The organism is Tsukamurella sp. II2bb, from assembly GCF_057815145.1.
Genome location: NZ_JBYPZI010000005.1, coordinates 194,511 through 211,910, shown reverse-complemented (window position 1 = coordinate 211,910; position 17,400 = coordinate 194,511). Strand labels below are relative to the sequence as shown.

Below are 17,400 nucleotides of genomic sequence, written 5' to 3'. Positions count from 1 at the left end.
TGGACGCCCCAACCCGGGGTTGGGGATGATTTCAACGATGCCGCGGGGAGTGCGGTCGGTTTCCTGCGGTTCTGGTCGGAAACCGACCGCACTCACGCAGCCAGCTGCCCGATCAGCTCGGCGACCGCGGTGATCACGGCCTCCGGGTCCTCGGTCAGGTGGTGCCACGAGTAGTTCAGCACGGACCACCCAGCTGCGGTCAGGGCGTTCGACTTGTTCTGATCGCTCATCCACCGCTTCTGCGAGCGGTGGAAGGCCCAGCCGTTGATCTCCACCGCGAGTTTGAACTCCGGGAAGGCGAAGTCGATCGCATAGCCCCGGAATGCCAGCTGCGGGTGCCAGCCGGTGATCCCGTGCAGGGTCAGCATGTCGGCGAACAGCCGCTCTGCCTCGGACTCCGTATCTCCGCACGCCACATCGAAGATCTTCCGCGCCTCCGACATTCCATGAGCACGCGGATTCCGGTCGAGCGCGGCCGCCATGTCCTCCACCGTCACCGCGTCGGTCTGCAGCGCGCGATCCATCTCACGCGCACTCCTCACCTCGAGGACGGTGAGCGGCTTCGCGGTGACGGAAAGTCCGTCAACGATGTCCACGTCGAGTGGGTCAAGGTCTCTCCGCCGGGTATCGAGGGCATAGCCGGTCGCCTGACGCACCCGGCGCCCCGCCGGCACGGTGGCGGTCACCCGCTCTGGGACGACATCGGTCAGGCCGTGCCAGTACAGCGCGGTCCACCGATCGGCCGCACCGCCCGAGACGAGGACGGGTATCCGGACGCCGGCGCGATCCGAGTGCGGATGAAAGGCGGAGCGATAGATTCCGCAGCCCGCTCGATGCAGTTCCTTCGTCGCCAACCGGGAGGCGATCATCCGCCCCGTCACGCCGATGGCACGGAGCTGCGCAAGGGTGGCGACCCCGTCATGCTCCGCGAAGACATCCGCCGCATCACTCCACATGTCAATTGGACGCACCAGCCCGGCCGCCGGTTCCACCGGCCGCCAGTGCGGTCGGTTTCCCACGAGAAGCGCAGGAAAACGACCGCACTCGCACAGATCCGGCGGACTGAGCGACGCATTCCAGAGCCAGGCGGGCTATGCATGGGACGCATGGCGGGCACGAAGATGACGAACGAAATCATGCGCAGCGCGCCGGCGCCCGCACCTGCTGCGGATCAGTCGAAGACGTCCGGCGAACTCGCGACGGTCTGCTCCCACAGCGGGCGGAACTGGAACCAGCCGGCGATGTCGCCGCCGACCTGCGAGCGGGTGAGCAGCGCCGTCTCGTGGTCGATCGGCTGCGGCCGCCCCGCGGCCATCGCGAGGAGCTGCGCCTGGCAGGAGCGCTCCATGGTGACGAACCACCACGCCGCCGAGGACACCGAGCCGCCCACGGTGATCAGGCCGTGGTTCTTGAGAATGGCGGCCTTGTAGTCGCCGATCGCCGCGGCCACCCGCTTGCCCTCGATCGTCTCGTTGACCACGCCCGTGTAATCGTCGTAGATGCCGTGGTCCTCGTAGAAGGCGCAGGCGTCCTGCGTGAGCGGCGCCAGCGGGATCCCCAGCGACGAGAATGCCTTGCCGTGGACGGAATGCGCGTGCGCAGCGGCGACGGCATCGGGCCGGGCCTCGTGCACCTGGGCGTGGATCACGAAGGCCGCCCGGTTCACGGGCCGGCGTCCGTGCACGACGACGCCGTTGTGGTCCACGCAGATCAGGTCGGAGACGCGGATCTGGTTGAAGCTCATGCCGAACGGGTTCACCCAGAACAGCCCCTGGTCCTCGGGGTCGCGCGCGGTGATGTGCCCGGCGACCCCCTCCGAGAAGCCGAGGCGGCCGAAGACGCGGAAGGCCACCGCCAGATCCCGCTTGCGCTGCTCGCGCTCCTCCTCCACCGACAGCCCCATCGGCGGCAGAGGCATGTCCGCATCCTCGGGCATCGGCCCGACGGCGGCCTCCAGCATCGGTCGGATCTCGGGCGGCACCTGCATCCTTCATCTCCTCGCGTCCGCGCGATCGTCGCGCTCGGGTCGACGGGGCGCTCGACGGCGAACGCCCCTTCAGGGACCATGATTCCCTTCGGGGGCGCTCGCTACGGCGAGTTCGCGAGAACCGCGCCGTCAGGCGGTACGGATCAGTGGAAGAAGTGCCGAGTTCCGGTGAAGTACATCGTCACGCCGGCCTCCGCGGCGGCCTGGATGACCTCCTTGTCACGGATGGATCCGCCCGGCTGCACGATCGCCTTGACGCCCGCGTCGATGAGGATCTGCGGGCCGTCGGGGAACGGGAAGAAGGCGTCGGACGCGGCGACCGAGCCCAGCACCCTGTCCCCGGCGCGGGTCACGGCCAGCTGCGCCGAGTCGACGCGGTTGACCTGCCCCATGCCCACACCCACGGACGCGCCGCGCGAGGCGAGCAGGATCGCGTTCGACTTCACCGCCCGGCACGCGCGCCAGGCGAACTCGAGGTCGGCCAGAGTCGCCTCGTCGGCGGGCTCTCCCGCGGCGAGGGTCCAGGAAGCGGGGTCGTCGCCGTCGGCGTCGATCGCGTCGGACTGCTGCACCAGCAGGCCGCCGGTGATCTGCTTGATCTCGGTGCTCAGCACGGGCGGCTCGGCGAGCAGCACCCGGATGTTCTTCTTGCGCTGCAGTACCGCCAGCGCACCGTCGGCGTAGGAGGGCGCGATGATCACCTCGGTGAAGATCTCCGAGACCTGCTCCGCCATCTCCAGGCTGACCTCGCGGTTCGAGGCGATCACGCCGCCGTACGCGGAGACCGGATCGCAGGCGTGCGCCTTGCGGTGCGCCTGGGCCACGTCCTTGCCGATCGCGATGCCGCAGGGGTTGGCGTGCTTGATGATCGCGACGGCCGGCTCGTTGAAGTCGTACGCGGCGCGCCACGCCGCGTCGCCGTCGGTGTAGTTGTTGTAGCTCATCTCCTTGCCGTGCAGCTGCCGCGCCTGCGCCAGCCCGGCCCGCGCGCCGCCCACGTACAGCGCCGCACCCTGATGCGGGTTCTCGCCGTAGCGGAGCACGGCCTCCCGCGTCCACGTGCCGCCCATCCACGACGGGAAGGTCTGGTCGGGCTCGGGCGCCACGACGTTCGTCATGTACGAGGCCACGGCCACGTCGTAATCGGCGGTGTGCCGGAAGGCCGTCGCGGCGAACGCCTTGCGCTGCTCCAGCGAGAAGCCGCGCCGCGCGCTGTCGATCACGTCGCCGTAGTCCGAGGGCGAGACCACGACCGTCACCGACGGGTGGTTCTTGGCGGCGGCGCGCACCATCGACGGTCCGCCGATGTCGATCTGCTCGATGCACTCGTCCTCGGTCGCGCCGGAGGCGACGGTCTCGGTGAACGGATACAGGTTCACCACGACGAGCTCGAACTTCTTCACGTCCAGCTCGCGCAGCTGCTCAAGGTGCTCGGGCAGGCGGGTGTCGGCGAGGATCCCGGCGTGGATCTTCGGGTGCAGCGTCTTCACCCGGCCGTCGAGGCACTCGGGGAACCCGGTGACGTCCTCGACGCGGGTCACGGCGACGCCGGCGTCGGCGATGGTCCGCGCGGTCGAGCCGGTCGAGACGATCTCGACGCCGGCCTGCGCCAGGCCGGTGGCGAGCTCCACCAGGCCCGACTTGTCGTACACGCTGATCAGGGCGCGCTTGATCGGGATGTTGCTGCTCATGAAATGGTGACCTTTCGTCCATCCACGGAATAGCCCTGGCGGGCGACTGCCGCGACGACCTCTGTCAGAAGCCGGCGCTCAACGACCTTGATCCGTTCGTGCAGGGTCTCTTCGGTGTCCCCCGGCTGCACCGCGACCGCCTCCTGCGCGAGGATCGGTCCGGTGTCGAGCCCCGCGTCCACGAGGTGCACGGTGGAGCCGGTGAGCTTGACTCCGTGCTCGAGGGCGGCGGGAACGGCGTGCGCGCCCGGGAAGGCGGGCAGCAGGGCGGGGTGCGCGTTGATCACGCGACCGCCGAATGCGCCGAGGAACGCGGGGCCGAGGATCTTCATGAATCCGGCCGCGACCACCAGGTGCGGCTCCAGCTCGGCGACGGCGGCGGTGAGCGCGTCGTCCCACTCCGCGCGACTTTCGTAGGCCTTCAGCGGCACCTCGGCGCAGGCGACGCCCCCGCCCGCGGCGATCTCGAGCGCACGGCACGGCCGGTCGGCGACGACGCCGACCACTGCTCCGGGGTACCCCGGAGCCGACGAGGCCGCGAGCAGCGCCTCGAGCAGCGAACCGGTGCCGGATGCCAGCACGACGATCCGGGCGGGCGCGCACGGCGGCACGACCGTGGGACTGGGCGTGGTCAGGATGCACTCTTTTCGGCAGGGGGCGATACGCGCATCAGCCTAGCGCCGCCCCCCGGGGCTACTGCCCGAAGGTGTAGCTGTCGAGTTCCTCGATGTCTGCTATGTCGCGCTCCCGCTTCGTGGCGGCGGGTCCCACGGCCTGCCGGGAGACCGGCCGCACCTCCTCGGTCGGCTGCTCGGAGACGGCGTCGAAGTCGCCGGTGTCCGCCGCATCGCCCTCGGGTTCGGGCAGGTCGTCGTGCTCGCCACGCGGCGCCGGCTCGATCTCGACGGTCACGCCGTCGTCGATCACGTCGGCCTCGTCGGGGTACGTGGTGTAGCCCGACGGTGCCTCCTCCTCGGCCCGGCGCGCGGCGCGCACGGCGCGGGACTCGCCCGCCTGCTGCAGCACCAGCGCGGCGAGCACCCCGACGAGGCCGATCCAGCCGAGGGTGAAACCGAAGACCTGGAGCAGGTCGGCGCCGGCGTGACCGAAACCGCCGAGTTCGCCGCCGGCGACGAACGCCGCGGCGACGAAGCCGGTCGCGGTGAGCACGGCGGTCGCGGCGACGACGGCCACCGTCGGCCCGAGGTCCAGGGAGCGGGCGGCGCACCGTCGGCCCACCTGGACCGCCACGAGGGCCGGAACCGCGAGCAGCGGCAGCAGGTACCAGGGCGACGGTCCCTGGGGCAGGACCGCGAGGATCGGCACGCCGGGGGCGCGGCCGGGGACCGCGGAGAAGACGCTCATCGAGATCGGGCCGACGTCCACGGTCGCGCCGAGGGGCAGCGCCGCGGCCGCGATCACCACGTTGGGCAGGTACAGCAACGACAGGAGGACCAGGGAGACCATGCCGACCCCGTCGTTGCCGGAGCGGATCAGCTCGACGACGGTCTCCCACCGGATCACGAGGCGGACCACCACGATTGCGAGCCCCACGGCGCCGAACGCGAGCAGGGCCCGGCCGGCCAGGCGGGCACCGTCGTCGACCCAGGTGGGGACGCCCAGGAATCTGGCGACGGCGCGCCAGTACGCGGGGGCGAGGCCGACGAGGGCCGCCCCGAGGTGCACGGCGACGGTGCCGAGGAAGGCGGTGAGCGGCGGCGGCGTGCCGATGGTGTACCGCCCGGCTGCGTCGTTGACGACGGCCAGCGCGATGGCGGTGAAGAGGGCGGGCCCGGCGATGGCGCACAGCAGCACCGAGCGCAGGTCCGCGAGCGCGCGCCCCTCGCCGCCGGCGCGGCGCGCGGCTCGGGCCACCCCCACGACCAGCGCGATCGTGGGCAGCAGGGGCAGGGCGCCGAGAGTGATGTCGCTGATGGTGACCGGCACCTGGTGCACGGCCAGCCAGATCCCGGCGACGGTCGGGGCGATCGCGCCGAAGCCCGTCGACGTGGTCACCAGGACCAGAGCGGCCACCACGAGGGTGGACGCGAGGGTCACGAACGAGGGCCCGAAGGCCATGACGAACAACGGGCGGGTCTCGCTGGGACCCGGCCCGGCGGCGCGCGCTGAGACAGTCATCTTCACTACTGTGACATCGCGGTGGTCGATGTCGGCTCAGGCGCGCCGCGAGCGAGAGCTACTGCCCCTGCGGCTTGTTCTCGTCCTCGCTCGAAGGCGTGGCGTGCTGCGGAGTCGACGGGGCGCCGAAGGCCTGGGTGGCGGGCGACGAAGCCTGGCCGAAGGCGGTGGTCACCTCGTCGCCGGACGCGGAGGCACCCGGGTTCGACGGTGCGCCCGGCGTCTGGAAGCCCGTGGTGGCCGGGGCGGCCGGAGTCGACGGGGTAGCCGCCTGGTAGCTCGACGGGGCCGGGGCCTGGTAGCCGCCGTAGGAGGGCCACTGCGACTGCGACTGCGACTGGGGTGCCTGCTGCTCCTGCTGCGCGGGCGCGCCGGCCTGCTGCTCGGCGCCCGCGGCGGGGACCGCGGGATTCGACGGTGCGGCCTCGCCGGCGGCCGGAGCTGCGGTGGCGGTGGCATCGGCGGACGCGGACGCCGCCTCGGCGTCAGCGGCGGCGGCAGCGGCCACGGCGGCCGGGTTCTTCACGATGCCGGCGTCGACGAGCACCAGCACGACCGCGGCGGCCGCGGTGAGCAGCGCGAAGAACAGGGCGATCCAGTACCCGTAGGCCTGGTTCTCCCAGATGAAGCTGCCGAACGCGAAGGCGATGAAGCCCGCGACTGCGAGGGCGGCTGCCGGCGTGCGGCCGGTCGAGCCCTTCGACACCAGGCTCAGGCCGGCGGCGATACCCGCCGCGAGGAAGAGCACCAGGAGCGGCTGGGTGGGGCTCTCCAGGCCCGACGCCGAGGCGCTGGCCGAGAACGACCCGGCCGACACCGTGCGCTCGTAGAAGTTCAGGAAGCCGAGCAGGAAGGTGATCACACCGAGCGCGGCGGTGGCGATGGAGAGCACCAGCGCCAGGTCCAGCGGCTTCGCCGGCTTGGCAGGCGCCTGCTGCTGGTAGCCGCCGTAGCCCTGCTGCCCGTACCCCTGCTGCGGGTAGCCCTGGCCGTATCCCTGCTGCGGGTAACCCTGACCATAACCCTGCTGGCCGTAGCCCTGCTGCGAGTAGTCGGGCTGCGCCTGATCCGGCTGCTGGCCGTAGCCCTGCGACCCCTGGGGCGCGGGCTGCCCGTAGCCGCCGTGCTGCCCCGGCTGGCCGTAACCGCCCTGCTGCGCGGGCTGCTGGCCCGGCTGACCGTAGCCCTGCTGGCCCGGCTGGCCGAATCCCTGCTGGCCGTAGCCCTGCTGTGAGTAGTCCGGTTGCCCGTAGCCCCCCTGGCCCGGCTGCTGTCCGTACCCTCCACCTGAGTAGGTCATGTTCTGCTCCCCGAAGGTCGACGCGGCTCCGATGGAGCCAGTACGCCACCACCCTATACATCGACTCCGACACCAACAGGATTCGACTCAGTGAGTGTGATGATCCACGACAGCCAAGAGCGCCTGGGCCGTCGGGCGCACGCACTCCGGATACGGGACGACCCCGCCTCCCTGATGGGAGACGGGGTCGCGGACCGAATGTGCTGGTGTCTTACAGCGACTGCAGGATCTCGCGAGCGAGAGCGGCGGTCTCGGACGGGGTCTTGCCCACCTTGACGCCGGCGGCCTCGAGGGCCTCCTTCTTCGCGGCGGCCGTGCCCGAGGAGCCGGAGACGATGGCGCCGGCGTGGCCCATGGTCTTGCCCTCGGGAGCGGTGAAACCGGCCACGTAGCCCACGACGGGCTTGGTGACGTTGGCCTGGATGTACGCCGCGGCGCGCTCCTCGGCGTCGCCGCCGATCTCGCCGATCATGACGATGAGCTTGGTGTTCGGATCCTTCTCGAAGGCCTCGATGGCGTCGATGTGGGTGGTGCCGATCACCGGGTCGCCGCCGATGCCGATGGCGGTCGAGAAACCGAAGTCACGCAGCTCGTACATCATCTGGTAAGTCAGCGTGCCCGACTTCGACACGAGGCCGACGGGGCCGGTGCCCGTGATGTTGGCCGGGGTGATGCCGACGAGGGCCTCGCCCGGGGTGATGATGCCGGGGCAGTTCGGGCCGATGATGCGGGTCTTCTGCCCCTTCTCCACGTTGTAGGCCCAGGCGTACGCCGAGTCCTGCACGGGAATGCCCTCGGTGATGACCACCAGGAGCGGGATCTCGGCGTCGATGGCCTCGACGATGGCGTCCTTGGAGAACGCCGGCGGCACGAACGCGATCGAGGTGTCGGCGCCGGTCTTCTCCATGGCCTCGGCCACGGAGCCGAAGACGGGGAGCTCGATCTCGTTGCCGTCCTTGTCGACGTGCTTGACGGTGGTGCCCGCCTTGCGCGCGTTGACGCCGCCGACGACATTGGTGCCCGCCTTGAGCATGAGCGCCGTGTGCTTGGTGCCCTCGCCGCCGGTGATGCCCTGGACGATGACCTTGTTGTCCTTGGTCAGGAAGATAGCCATGTTGTCGTTGTCTCCCTTAATTGTTCGCCAGCTCGGCGGCCTTGTCGGCGCCTTCGTCCATGGTCTGCGCGAGCGTCACCAGCGGGTGGTTCGCGGCGGCCAGGATCGCCCGGCCCTCCTCGACCTTGTTGCCGTCGAGGCGTACGACGAGCGGCTTGGAGGCCGCGTCGCCCAGGGTCTCGAGGGCGCCGACGATGCCGTTGGCGACCGCGTCGCACGCGGTGATGCCACCGAAGACGTTGACGAAGACGCTCTTGACCTGATCGTCACCGAGGATGACGTCCAGGCCGGCGGCCATCACGGCCGCGGACGCGCCGCCGCCGATGTCGAGGAAGTTGGCGGGCTTGACGCCACCGTGGTTCTCACCGGCGTAGGCGACCACGTCGAGCGTCGACATGACCAGGCCCGCACCGTTGCCGATGACGCCGACCTGACCGTCGAGCTTGACGTAGTTGAGGTCGTTCTCCTTGGCCTTGAGCTCGAGCGGGTCGGTGGACCCGGCGTCGGCGAAGGCCTCATGATCGGGGTGGCGGAAGTCGGCGTTCTCGTCCAGCGAGACCTTGCCGTCGAGCGCGAGGATCTGGTCGTCCGGGGTGCGGACGAGCGGGTTGACCTCGACCAGGGTGGCGTCCTCGCCGACGAAGACCTCCCACAGCTTCTGGATGGTCACGGCCGCGGCGTCGAGCACCTCGGCGGGCAGCTTGCCGGCCTCGGCGATCTCGCGCGCGAAGGCCAGGTCGACGCCCTTGGTCGCGTCGACGGGGATCTTCGCCAGCGCGTCCGGGTTCTCCTCGGCGGTGACCTCGATCTCCACGCCGCCCTCGACCGAGCACATGGCCAGGTAGGTGCGGTTCGCGCGGTCGAGCAGGAAGGAGATGTAGTACTCCTCGGCGATGTCACTCGCCTCTGCGACCAGCAGCTTCTTGACGACGTGGCCCTTGATGTCCAGGCCCAGGATGGCCTCGGCGTTGGCCTGTGCCGCATCGGCGTCGGCGGAGTACTTCACGCCGCCCGCCTTGCCGCGGCCACCCACCTTGACCTGCGCCTTGACCATCACCGGCTTGCCGATTTCCTCGGCGATCGCGCGGGCGTCGGCGACATTGTCCGTGACACGGCCGGCCGAGGTAGGCACGCCGTGCTTGACGAACAATTCCTTCGCTTGGTATTCGAAGAGATCCATCAGCTCACCATCTGTCTGGTTACTCGGTCCACCCGCATTCATCACGGGTCCGAGGTCGACTCTATGCCTCCTGCGCTCCGCCATGACGCGGACCCTTGACAAATGACGTATATCACGTGACCTGCGGTTATCCGACCCACGCAACCTACCCGCCGGTAACTTTCGATCCGCCCTGCGTATCGCACCCTTATGACCGAATTCAGGCGATGGCAAGCACAGGTTAAGCGTCGGCGGCGATGGTTACCGCAGCCCGAAGCGAATGGAGAAACACCCCGATGAAGCCTTCCCGCCCCGTCCTCATCGCCGCCGCCGCGGCGACGGCACTGGCCGTCACCCTCACCGGCTGCGCCGACAAGGGATCGTCGAAGACCTCCTCCGACACCACCCCGTCGGCCACCGCCTCCGACGTCGACGCTCCGGCGCTGCTCCGCGCCGCCGCGGACGCCGCCACGAAGGTCACCAGCACCCACTTCACGGTCGCCGTGGCGGGCAAGGTGCCCAACCTCCCCATCACCAAGGTCGACGGTGACCTCCAGGTCAAGCCCGTCACGCAGGCCACCGGCACCGCCACGATCGACATCGGCGGCACCTCCGAGGGGAAGTTCACCTACATCGACGGGAAGATGTACGCCGCGATCCTCGGCGACAAGTACGTCGACTACGGCGACGGCGCCTCGATCTACGACGTCTCCGCGCTCTTCGACGAGAAGAAGGGGATCCCGAACATCCTCACCAAGGTCACCGGAGCGAAGGCGGCCGGCACCGAGACCGTCGACGGCCAGTCCACCACCAAGATCACCGGCACCGTCCCCGCCACCGAGATCGCGGCGATCTCCGGCTCGCGAGTGGACCCGGACAAGAGCGTGCCGGTCCCGACGACCCTGTGGGTCCAGAACTCCGGAGACAAGCAGCTCGTCCGCATCGAGGTGAAGCCCTCCACCGAGGGCACCATCACGCTCACGTTCTCGAAGTGGGGCGAGAAGGTCACCGTCACCAAGCCGACCGTGACGCCGATCGAGGCCACCGACAAGCCCGAAGCCGGCGAGGCCCTTCCGCGCTGATCCTGCACTCCCCCAGCCCGTCTCCCCCGCATTCCCCGAAAGGCAGATCCATCATGATGACGTTCACCAAGAAGGCGTTCGTCGCCGCCCTCGCCACCGCGAGCGTCGCCGGAGGCATCCAGGTCGCCGCGGCGCCCGCCGCCAACGCGGCCGACTTCAACTACGGCGCCATCGCCGTCGCCAGCAACGGCGCGTCGGGCCGGTCCTGGGACTACCCGTCGCGGGCAGCCGCCGAGCGCGCCGCCCTCAACTCCTGTGGCTGGGGCAGCTGCCGGGTCCTCGCCTCGTTCGTGAACGGCTGCGGCGCCGTCGCCGAGACCCGCACGCGCTTCCAGGGCGGCACCGGCCGCTCGCTCTACGCGGCGCAGCGCAGCGCGACCTCCCTCGCCGGCGGCGGGTACATCAAGGTCTGGGTCTGCACCTCCGGCCACCTCTGATCCGAGCCAGGAAGCCCAGGGGCGGTACCGTTTTCGACGGTGCCGCCCCTTCCGCTATCGGACACCGCACGATCGCAGCACAACAATCCTTCACTTCGCCTGCCTGAGAGTCAGATACGCCGCAGCTGTGACCTGCTCGGCCGCCTGTTGCTGAGTCTCGGAGACCTCGGAGACGTACCGCCCGACCGCGAGAACGCAGTCACTCTTCCGTATCTCGAAGTCGTCCAGGTAGCTCACACACCGCGCGCCGGGGAGCCCGGCCACATGGAAGCTCCTTACGTCCTTGAACTTTCGATCCGGGAACGCGGCGATTATCCGCGCCAAGGACGCCGCCGCTTCCGGATCGCGCGCGCGAGTGACGACGTTGCGCCCGATGCCGAACAGGTCGACGCCCAAGGACGCGTACTGCTGCGCCAGTTCAACCGGTTCCCATTCCCAGTGCAGGTGAGCGCGCCGCCCGTGGAAACCGAAGTACGACTCGAACGTCCCTTCAGGTACCGGCTCCGGTGCCACGGTGTGCCGCACGATCCCGTCCTTGTCCGTCGGCAACCCCGGCAGATCCGCCGGCCCCGGTGACTCCACGCCGCGCAGGAGGTCTCGTTGAGCCGCAAGTGCCTTGCTCATGAGCTCGCGACGCACCCCACCGTCGCCCGACAACACCCCGACGAGCACAACGTGAGAACCCACTGCGGTCATGCCGTACACAGCCGGTCCACTGCCGATACTGAGAAGAATCCCATCAGGGATCGTAACCGCCGCTGCAGCGGTATCCCCGTCGATCTCCACCCGGCTGCCGACCGGCGTACGGCCGAGGTAGTCACCGACCGCGCCGCGCGCCGCACCGTCGTCGGGCATGCGGAGCACCGCGATGATCACCGCTCGTCGCGCATCACCGGTGCCGCCCCGCCGGCTGGTGAGGAAGCCGTAGACCATGCCGCGCTGCTCGAGGACGTCGGTGACAGTCGGGTCGAACTCGGTCAGATTGCTCGGCTTCACCAGCGCTCGGACGGTACCGTAGTACCGCCCGTCGACCAGTTCCGGATCGATGTCCCATGGGAACACCACGTGGTCTGCGAGCACGTTGCCGGCGAGCACCCGCCGCTGAGCGACGCCGACCGAAACGTCGCGGGGAGCGGTGGTGAAGTTCCCAGTAGCCAGGCTCGGTGTCGCACTGGGATCTGCGATGGGTACGCCTGGGACTGCGACCGCGCACCCCACGGTCAGCGCCGCCACCAAGGACGGGACCAGAACGAGACCGTACCTCGGTCGATATGGCTGTCGGCGGGTCGGTCCGATCATCGTTCCTCCATCATTCGAGAACTCCGCTGCCCCGTGCGACCGTCATGCGCGCCACGTCATCGCGGCGTACATGCTCGTCGACCCGCACGACATCCGGCCGGCATGCCCTTGCTGTGGCGGTTCGGGCCGCGTCCGCTCACCCGGCTCGCCCGGTCGGCCCACCTCACCGCCGTCGCCTCGTTCGCGGTGCGATAGACCCGAGTGCGGCCCACGCCCACCAGGTCGACGCCCAGCTCCTCGAACTTCTTCGCCGTCTCGATCGGATCGGCCTCCCACACCAGTTCGGCTCTGCGCTCCCGGAAACCGAAGTCGGACAAGAATGTACCGTCCGCAACGACTTCCGGCGCGACGGTGCGGGCGACGATGCCATCCCGATCGGCGGGCAGCGACGTGAGACCAGCCGCCCCGGGCGAGACGTAGCCCTTCAACTGATTCTGCTGGGCCGTCACCGCCTTCGTCACGTAGTCGCGCGGCTTCGCCACGTCGAAGCCGTTCGCCATCGCCGCCGTGACGATCACATGACTGCCCGCCGCGGCGACCGCCCACACGAGCGTCCGGTCCGGAAAGTAGTCCCTTGCCTTTGACCTTCCGCTCGATCACGGCGGCATCGGTCAGGCCCGGCAGTGACACCGCATCTGCACCGGCGTACTTCCGGAAGTCCTCGACCGCGCCCTTCGCCGCGGCGTCGTCCGGCACTCGGATCGGGAACCGCCGTGCCGAGCAGCACCGTCGTGCACGCGGGGATCATCATCACGGCCAGCAGGAGCGGAGCGATCCGTCGGCGCGGCGAACTCCTCACGCCCCGCCGATGAGCACGGACAGGAAGATCCAGATCAGGAGCCAGGCCAGTCCCGCGGCAAGGGCGATCAGCGACCACGTCTTCGCGCTCTCCGCGGCGGCGCGCGCCTCGGTCTCGTGGCCGAGCTGCCACAGCTTGTTCACGTTGGCGGCCTTGACCACCGCGAAGATGCCGACCGGGTTGCCGCAGAGCAAGACGGTGCAGATCGCGAACGCCATGTAGTTGTGCGGCGGGAGGGCGTTCCCCGGGGCTCCACTTGGCGCGATGGGCATCTGCGGGCCGCCGGGCTGAGCGGCAGGGCCCGGCTGCGCGAACCCGCCGGCCTGCGGATACCCGTTCGGATCGATGTAACCGCCCGCCGGCGGATATCCGTTCGGATCCACGTACCCACCGGCCTGCGGGTAACCGGCGGGATCGGCGTAACCGGGCTGCCCGTACCCCGCAGGGTCCTGGTAGCCGGGCGCGGGTGGAAAGGCCTGGGGCGCAGGGGACGCGGGCTGCGGCTGCGGCGCCGGCTGACCAGCCTGCTGCGGAGCGGCCGACTGCGCGTTGGCGCCGTAGCTAGGGCGATAGGGCTTGGGCTGATTCATCTCAGTACACCACTTTCTTGAGGTCTGAACGTCAGTCAGCGACGAGACTCGGTGGGCCACACGGCCACAAGGGAGCGATCGTCGTCGAAGGTCTCGCGGGAGAAGTCGACGGCATTGCCGAATTCGATCAACGACGGCACCGGAGGGCCGAGGACCGATCGCAGGAGATCGCCCACGCCGCCCTGTCCCGCGCCGAGGGGGTCGCCCACGCCGTCGGAACCCAGGAGCAGAACGTCGTCGCGGTAGACCACCGCGTCGACCGGCGCGAGCTCGGCCGGCGTCCGCGGCAACCCGACGACCGCGGAACTCGCGATCGCGCCATCGTCCTGGTTCTTACCTCCGAGCAGGGGAATGAAATCCCCGCCGCGCAGGATCCATGCGCTCGAATCCCCGACCCCGATCGACTGCACCTGGAGGACACCGTCGGGATGCGGATCGATGACCGCGGCGACCATGGTGGTCGCGAAGCACCGCTCGACCTGCTCGCCGTCGATCTCGTCCCCCAGAATCCCCCGCGCCCGTTCCGCCATCTGCCAACTGATCGCGCGCACCAGGTCGAGCCACTCGACCGGATCGCCGACCTCCGGCGCCGAGGCCAGCAGCCACTGCACCGCCACCGTCGTGGCCGTCGACGCTCCGATGTGCGCGTGGAGCGCGGCGGAGACACCGTCCGCCACCACGGCGATGATGCGTCCCGACGGTGCCGCGTGGACGGCCACGTCGTCCTGCCGCGGCGCACCGTCGAACCGGTGCAGATGCCCGCGCAACGAGGCCGCACGCACCGTCGCGGCGCGCGTGGACCATCCGTCGATTATGGTGTCCGGCCGGAACGGGACGGAGCGGAAGCGCTCCGCTGTGGGCCGCGGCTCGGCGCTCGGCCCGGGCTCACCGACGACGACCTGCTCGATGCGCACGCTGCCCCGCACGGCGGCACCGACGACGGCATCGGCGGGCGATCCGAAAACGGCCCCGGGCGAGACCCCCGCCAGCGGCGACGGCGCGCTCGGCGCCACCGCATGCCCCGGAGCCGGAGCCGCCGTCCAGGGATCGGGCGGCGCCCAATACCGCCCTGCACCCCACGACCCGTCGTACACCGGATGGAACCGGTCGGTCGTCTCCTCGTCGCGGCGCTGACCGAGCCAACGACGAAGCCCCCCTTTGCCCTCCGCCATGGCTATACGTAGTCCACGGCCAGGGTGAAGCCCTCGGGACGTTCGAGTTGCAGCGAACCGGCGCCTCCCGCAAGGGCGTTGCCGGAGGCGATCACCGATTGCGTCAGCTGGGTCATGAACTCGCTGATCGCCACGCCGGTATCGACTCCGCGCGAACTCACGAACGCGAACTGCGGCTGCGTCGCCACCTCGACGATGGTCGCGGCGTCGGCCTCACCGATCCCGAACGCCAGCACGTTCGGCGCCGCCGGCTGCGCGAGCATGTAGTCGCGGGCGGCACGCCAGTCCTCGTACTGATTCGGAACCCCGTCGGTCAGGAAGAAGACAGCCGGACGATGTACCTGGTATCCCTGGGCTTTCAGATTCGGAACGTCCACCGAGATGCGGTAGCCGATCTGATCGAACGCGGACTGGTACGAGGTGAGGCCGCGCGCCTGGAAAACGGGCATGTGCGGAAGAGTCCGCAGATCGGCCGGCTCGAGATAGGTGACCGCGTCGTCGGCGAAGCCGATCACCGAGAACCGGATCTTGGCCGCGGCGAAGGACTCGACCTGCATCGCGGCCTGCAACGACACCAGGCCTTCGTTCAGCTCATGAATGTACGGTCCCATCGAACCGCTTTCGTCCGCGACGAAGTACATCGGCAGCAGCGCGCCCCTCGGTTCCATTCCAGTTCCTCCTCGTGTCCGACGTCGGTTGAGTCCTCGCCGAAGCGATCGACTCACGACTGGTGCATAACGTATTGTGCAGTACACGGGGGCGTAAGTGCGACATTCGGTTCCTGCGGTTCAACCACCGGTTAAGCGCAGGCCAAGCGGGCCAGGACGAGTGCCGCAGCACGATGAGCGACGGAGGGGAACCATGGACGGCAACGTATCCGAAGGGACCGACGAGCCTCCGGTTCTGCAGCGTGCGCGGCTCGGCCAGTTGTCCAAGATCTCGTCCGGTGGCCAGGGAACCGCGTACCGGGCGCCCGGGGTCCACCTCGGTTTCGCTCCCAACGCCGTGTTCAAGGAGTACAAGCCGCACGTCCTCAGCGAACTCGATATCGCGCAGCTGAAGGAGATGCCTCGTTTCCTGCTCGCGCAGACGGGGGCCACCGCGCTCAAGCTGGTCACCATCTGCGCCTGGCCCTGCGCGATGGTGGCCGACGGTGACCGCACCGTCGGCTTCGTGATGCCGGAGATTCCCGATCGGTTCCGCGTCGATATGACGACGGTGCGCGGTACGCAACGCCGGCCCGCCGAGGTGCAGCACCTCCTCAACGGTGACGAATACCTCGCCCAGCGCGGCATTCCGCTGTCCGACGGTGACCGTTACCGCCTGCTCGCCGCGCTCGCGTCGGCGCTCACCTTCCTGCATTCCCTGGGGATCGTGGTCGGCGACATGTCGCCGAAGAACATGATGTTCAGCCTGCACCCGGAGTCCGCGATCTACTTCATCGACACCGACGCCATGCGCGTCCACGGGGCGTCCGTCTCGCCGCAGATGGAGAGCCCGGGATGGGCGGTCCCGGCGGGCGAAGAGCTGGCCACGGTCTTCAGCGACCGGTACAAGCTGGGCCTCCTCGCGCTGCGCCTGCTGGCCGGCGACCACGACGTCTCCGACGCCGCCGCCCTGCCCGCCCAGACCCCACCACCCATCACCGATCTCGTGCGACGGTCGCTGATGTCCGAGCCCACGGTGCGCCCGGCCCCGTCGGACTGGACACCTCCGGCGCTCGCCGCGGCGCAGGCCGCGGATCTGCGTCCGGCACCCGCACCACCGACCGTCGTGGTCGCCGCGGCGACGCGGCCATCGGCCCCGCGCACCGCCCCGCCGCCGCCCGCTCCCCAGCAGCCCGCGTTCAGCACAACGCCGCCCGCACCGAAGCAGACGGGGCCGTCCGCATCGACCATGGTGGTCCTCGGATCGATCGCCGTGACCGTCGTGGCGATCGTCTGGGCCCTGATCGCGACGAGCTCGGACTCCGGCGATGGCACGAGATCCTCTGCCGCGACGACGACCACATACGGCTATCCGACCACCACCTACGCGTACCCGACGACGACCCGCACCACCGCGACCACGACCACCACCGCGGCCCGCACCTTCGAGGCTCCACCGTCGAGCGTCACCCCGTGCCCGATCGTCAACTACTACGTCAACAGTGTCACCACGTGCGGGTTCGCCAGGAACGTCTGGTTGGCCCTGTCGAAAAGTGAACTGCCGAAGGTCTACACCGGCATCGTCAGCCCCGCGCGGAACGACCGCACCTTCGACATGTTCTGCCGCTACACCAGCTCGACGTCGGAGCTGGTCGTCTGCACCGGGGGTGACGATGCCGTCGTGTACATCCCGTGACGTCACGCCGGCGCCGAGGAGTACGACGTGAGTCCACCGCGGCCCCACGAGCCGGTGGGGCAGTTCGACCCGTACACGGAGCCCTCCCCCGCTCGGCCGTGCGACGGTCCCCGTCCTCCTGGGCCGTCATGGCTGTGATCCGGTCCGCGGGCGACGTACAAGCGGCAAGAGTCGTCATGCCCACGACTGGCCTCGCTGCTGAGGCATCGCACGCCTAGCCTGAGTTTGCTCTTGTGATCACCCTCCTTGACCTGACGCGCTGCAGGGTCTCGCCGGGTGTCTTGCGAC

16 protein-coding genes are annotated in these 17,400 nt (G+C 69.6%); 3 read left to right on the top strand and 13 right to left on the bottom strand.

The annotated features are described in order from the left end of the window. Positions 1 to 92: 92 nt before the first annotated feature. The 8 genes from AC21LY_RS13440 to sucC all read right to left on the bottom strand — a co-directional run bounded on the left by AC21LY_RS13440 (position 93) and on the right by sucC (position 9,411). Positions 93 to 956: a DUF559 domain-containing protein gene (locus AC21LY_RS13440; RefSeq protein WP_489046989.1), complete on the bottom strand. Its 864-nt coding sequence runs from the start codon at positions 954 to 956 to the stop codon at positions 93 to 95. Positions 957 to 1,171: 215 nt separating this feature from the next. After that, entirely contained in the window at positions 1,172 to 1,960 is a 789-nt protein-coding gene (locus tag AC21LY_RS13435; protein WP_489047154.1) for a class II aldolase/adducin family protein, read from the bottom strand. 170 nt (positions 1,961 to 2,130) lie between these two features. Next, positions 2,131 to 3,678: a bifunctional phosphoribosylaminoimidazolecarboxamide formyltransferase/IMP cyclohydrolase gene (gene purH, locus AC21LY_RS13430; RefSeq protein WP_489046988.1), complete on the bottom strand. Its 1,548-nt coding sequence runs from the start codon at positions 3,676 to 3,678 to the stop codon at positions 2,131 to 2,133. Continuing rightward, positions 3,675 to 4,289, bottom strand: coding sequence for a phosphoribosylglycinamide formyltransferase (gene purN, locus AC21LY_RS13425; protein WP_489046987.1), 615 nt, complete (start codon positions 4,287 to 4,289; stop codon positions 3,675 to 3,677). The genes purH and purN overlap by 4 nt, the downstream gene beginning before the upstream one ends. Positions 4,290 to 4,371: 82 nt before the next feature. Then, positions 4,372 to 5,817 carry a cell division protein PerM gene (locus AC21LY_RS13420; RefSeq protein WP_489046986.1) on the bottom strand — a complete coding sequence of 482 codons (1,446 nt, stop codon included), beginning with the start codon at positions 5,815 to 5,817 and terminating at the stop codon, positions 4,372 to 4,374. Positions 5,818 to 5,875: 58 nt separating this feature from the next. After that, positions 5,876 to 7,117 carry a DUF5336 domain-containing protein gene (locus tag AC21LY_RS13415; protein WP_489046985.1) on the bottom strand — a complete coding sequence of 414 codons (1,242 nt, stop codon included), beginning with the start codon at positions 7,115 to 7,117 and terminating at the stop codon, positions 5,876 to 5,878. Between the two features lie 211 nt (positions 7,118 to 7,328). Then, on the bottom strand, positions 7,329 to 8,231 hold the full coding sequence (sucD, locus tag AC21LY_RS13410; protein WP_489046984.1) for a succinate--CoA ligase subunit alpha: 903 nt from the start codon (positions 8,229 to 8,231) through the stop codon (positions 7,329 to 7,331). Positions 8,232 to 8,247: 16 nt separating this feature from the next. Then, a complete protein-coding gene (gene sucC / locus AC21LY_RS13405; RefSeq protein WP_489046983.1) occupies positions 8,248 to 9,411 on the bottom strand; it encodes an ADP-forming succinate--CoA ligase subunit beta in 1,164 nt (387 codons plus the stop codon). Positions 9,412 to 9,686: 275 nt separating this feature from the next. Here sucC and AC21LY_RS13400 point away from each other — a divergent pair, with 275 nt between their 5' ends. Both AC21LY_RS13400 and AC21LY_RS13395 read left to right on the top strand, forming a co-directional pair. Continuing rightward, positions 9,687 to 10,472 carry an SCO4651 family lipoprotein gene (locus tag AC21LY_RS13400; RefSeq protein WP_489046982.1) on the top strand — a complete coding sequence of 262 codons (786 nt, stop codon included), beginning with the start codon at positions 9,687 to 9,689 and terminating at the stop codon, positions 10,470 to 10,472. A gap of 56 nt (positions 10,473 to 10,528) precedes the next feature. Further along, the gene (locus AC21LY_RS13395; protein WP_489047153.1) at positions 10,529 to 10,909 is read left to right on the top strand and encodes a DUF4189 domain-containing protein; all 381 of its coding nucleotides are present in this window, start codon (positions 10,529 to 10,531) and stop codon (positions 10,907 to 10,909) included. A 90-nt stretch (positions 10,910 to 10,999) separates the two neighbouring features. On the opposite strand, the gene AC21LY_RS13390 is transcribed toward AC21LY_RS13395, so the two are convergent. From AC21LY_RS13390 to AC21LY_RS13370, 5 genes are all read right to left on the bottom strand, one after another. Beyond that, on the bottom strand, positions 11,000 to 12,208 hold the full coding sequence (locus AC21LY_RS13390; protein ID WP_489046981.1) for a DUF7373 family lipoprotein: 1,209 nt from the start codon (positions 12,206 to 12,208) through the stop codon (positions 11,000 to 11,002). A 56-nt stretch (positions 12,209 to 12,264) separates the two neighbouring features. Next, positions 12,265 to 12,756 carry a hypothetical protein gene (locus AC21LY_RS13385; RefSeq protein ID WP_489046980.1) on the bottom strand — a complete coding sequence of 164 codons (492 nt, stop codon included), beginning with the start codon at positions 12,754 to 12,756 and terminating at the stop codon, positions 12,265 to 12,267. 247 nt (positions 12,757 to 13,003) lie between these two features. Further along, positions 13,004 to 13,597: a CD225/dispanin family protein gene (locus tag AC21LY_RS13380; protein ID WP_489046979.1), complete on the bottom strand. Its 594-nt coding sequence runs from the start codon at positions 13,595 to 13,597 to the stop codon at positions 13,004 to 13,006. Between the two features lie 35 nt (positions 13,598 to 13,632). Continuing rightward, positions 13,633 to 14,610, bottom strand: a complete 978-nt coding sequence (locus AC21LY_RS13375) for a protein phosphatase 2C domain-containing protein (RefSeq protein ID WP_489046978.1) — start codon at positions 14,608 to 14,610, stop codon at positions 13,633 to 13,635. Between the two features lie 161 nt (positions 14,611 to 14,771). After that, complete coding sequence (locus tag AC21LY_RS13370) at positions 14,772 to 15,437, bottom strand: vWA domain-containing protein (protein WP_489046977.1); 666 nt, start codon at positions 15,435 to 15,437, stop codon at positions 14,772 to 14,774. A 193-nt stretch (positions 15,438 to 15,630) separates the two neighbouring features. On the opposite strand from AC21LY_RS13370, the gene AC21LY_RS13365 reads away from it, so the two are divergent. Beyond that, entirely contained in the window at positions 15,631 to 17,112 is a 1,482-nt protein-coding gene (locus tag AC21LY_RS13365; protein WP_489046976.1) for a hypothetical protein, read from the top strand. The last annotated feature ends 288 nt before the right edge of the window (positions 17,113 to 17,400 follow it).

What these genes read in the sequence shown, in the direction of transcription:
- AC21LY_RS13440 (WP_489046989.1), bottom strand. Translation starts at nt 956, where the DNA reads ATGTGGAGTGATGCGGCGGATGTCTTCGCGGAGCATGACGGGGTCGCC.
- AC21LY_RS13435 (WP_489047154.1), bottom strand. Translation starts at nt 1,960, where the DNA reads ATGCTGGAGGCCGCCGTCGGGCCGATGCCCGAGGATGCGGACATGCCT.
- purH (WP_489046988.1), bottom strand. Translation starts at nt 3,678, where the DNA reads ATGAGCAGCAACATCCCGATCAAGCGCGCCCTGATCAGCGTGTACGAC.
- AC21LY_RS13420 (WP_489046986.1), bottom strand. Translation starts at nt 5,817, where the DNA reads ATGACTGTCTCAGCGCGCGCCGCCGGGCCGGGTCCCAGCGAGACCCGC.
- AC21LY_RS13415 (WP_489046985.1), bottom strand. Translation starts at nt 7,117, where the DNA reads ATGACCTACTCAGGTGGAGGGTACGGACAGCAGCCGGGCCAGGGGGGC.
- sucD (WP_489046984.1), bottom strand. Translation starts at nt 8,231, where the DNA reads ATGGCTATCTTCCTGACCAAGGACAACAAGGTCATCGTCCAGGGCATC.
- sucC (WP_489046983.1), bottom strand. Translation starts at nt 9,411, where the DNA reads ATGGATCTCTTCGAATACCAAGCGAAGGAATTGTTCGTCAAGCACGGC.
- AC21LY_RS13400 (WP_489046982.1), top strand. Translation starts at nt 9,687, where the DNA reads ATGAAGCCTTCCCGCCCCGTCCTCATCGCCGCCGCCGCGGCGACGGCA.
- AC21LY_RS13395 (WP_489047153.1), top strand. Translation starts at nt 10,529, where the DNA reads ATGACGTTCACCAAGAAGGCGTTCGTCGCCGCCCTCGCCACCGCGAGC.
- AC21LY_RS13390 (WP_489046981.1), bottom strand. Translation starts at nt 12,208, where the DNA reads ATGATCGGACCGACCCGCCGACAGCCATATCGACCGAGGTACGGTCTC.
- AC21LY_RS13380 (WP_489046979.1), bottom strand. Translation starts at nt 13,597, where the DNA reads ATGAATCAGCCCAAGCCCTATCGCCCTAGCTACGGCGCCAACGCGCAG.
- AC21LY_RS13370 (WP_489046977.1), bottom strand. Translation starts at nt 15,437, where the DNA reads ATGGAACCGAGGGGCGCGCTGCTGCCGATGTACTTCGTCGCGGACGAA.
- AC21LY_RS13365 (WP_489046976.1), top strand. Translation starts at nt 15,631, where the DNA reads ATGGACGGCAACGTATCCGAAGGGACCGACGAGCCTCCGGTTCTGCAG.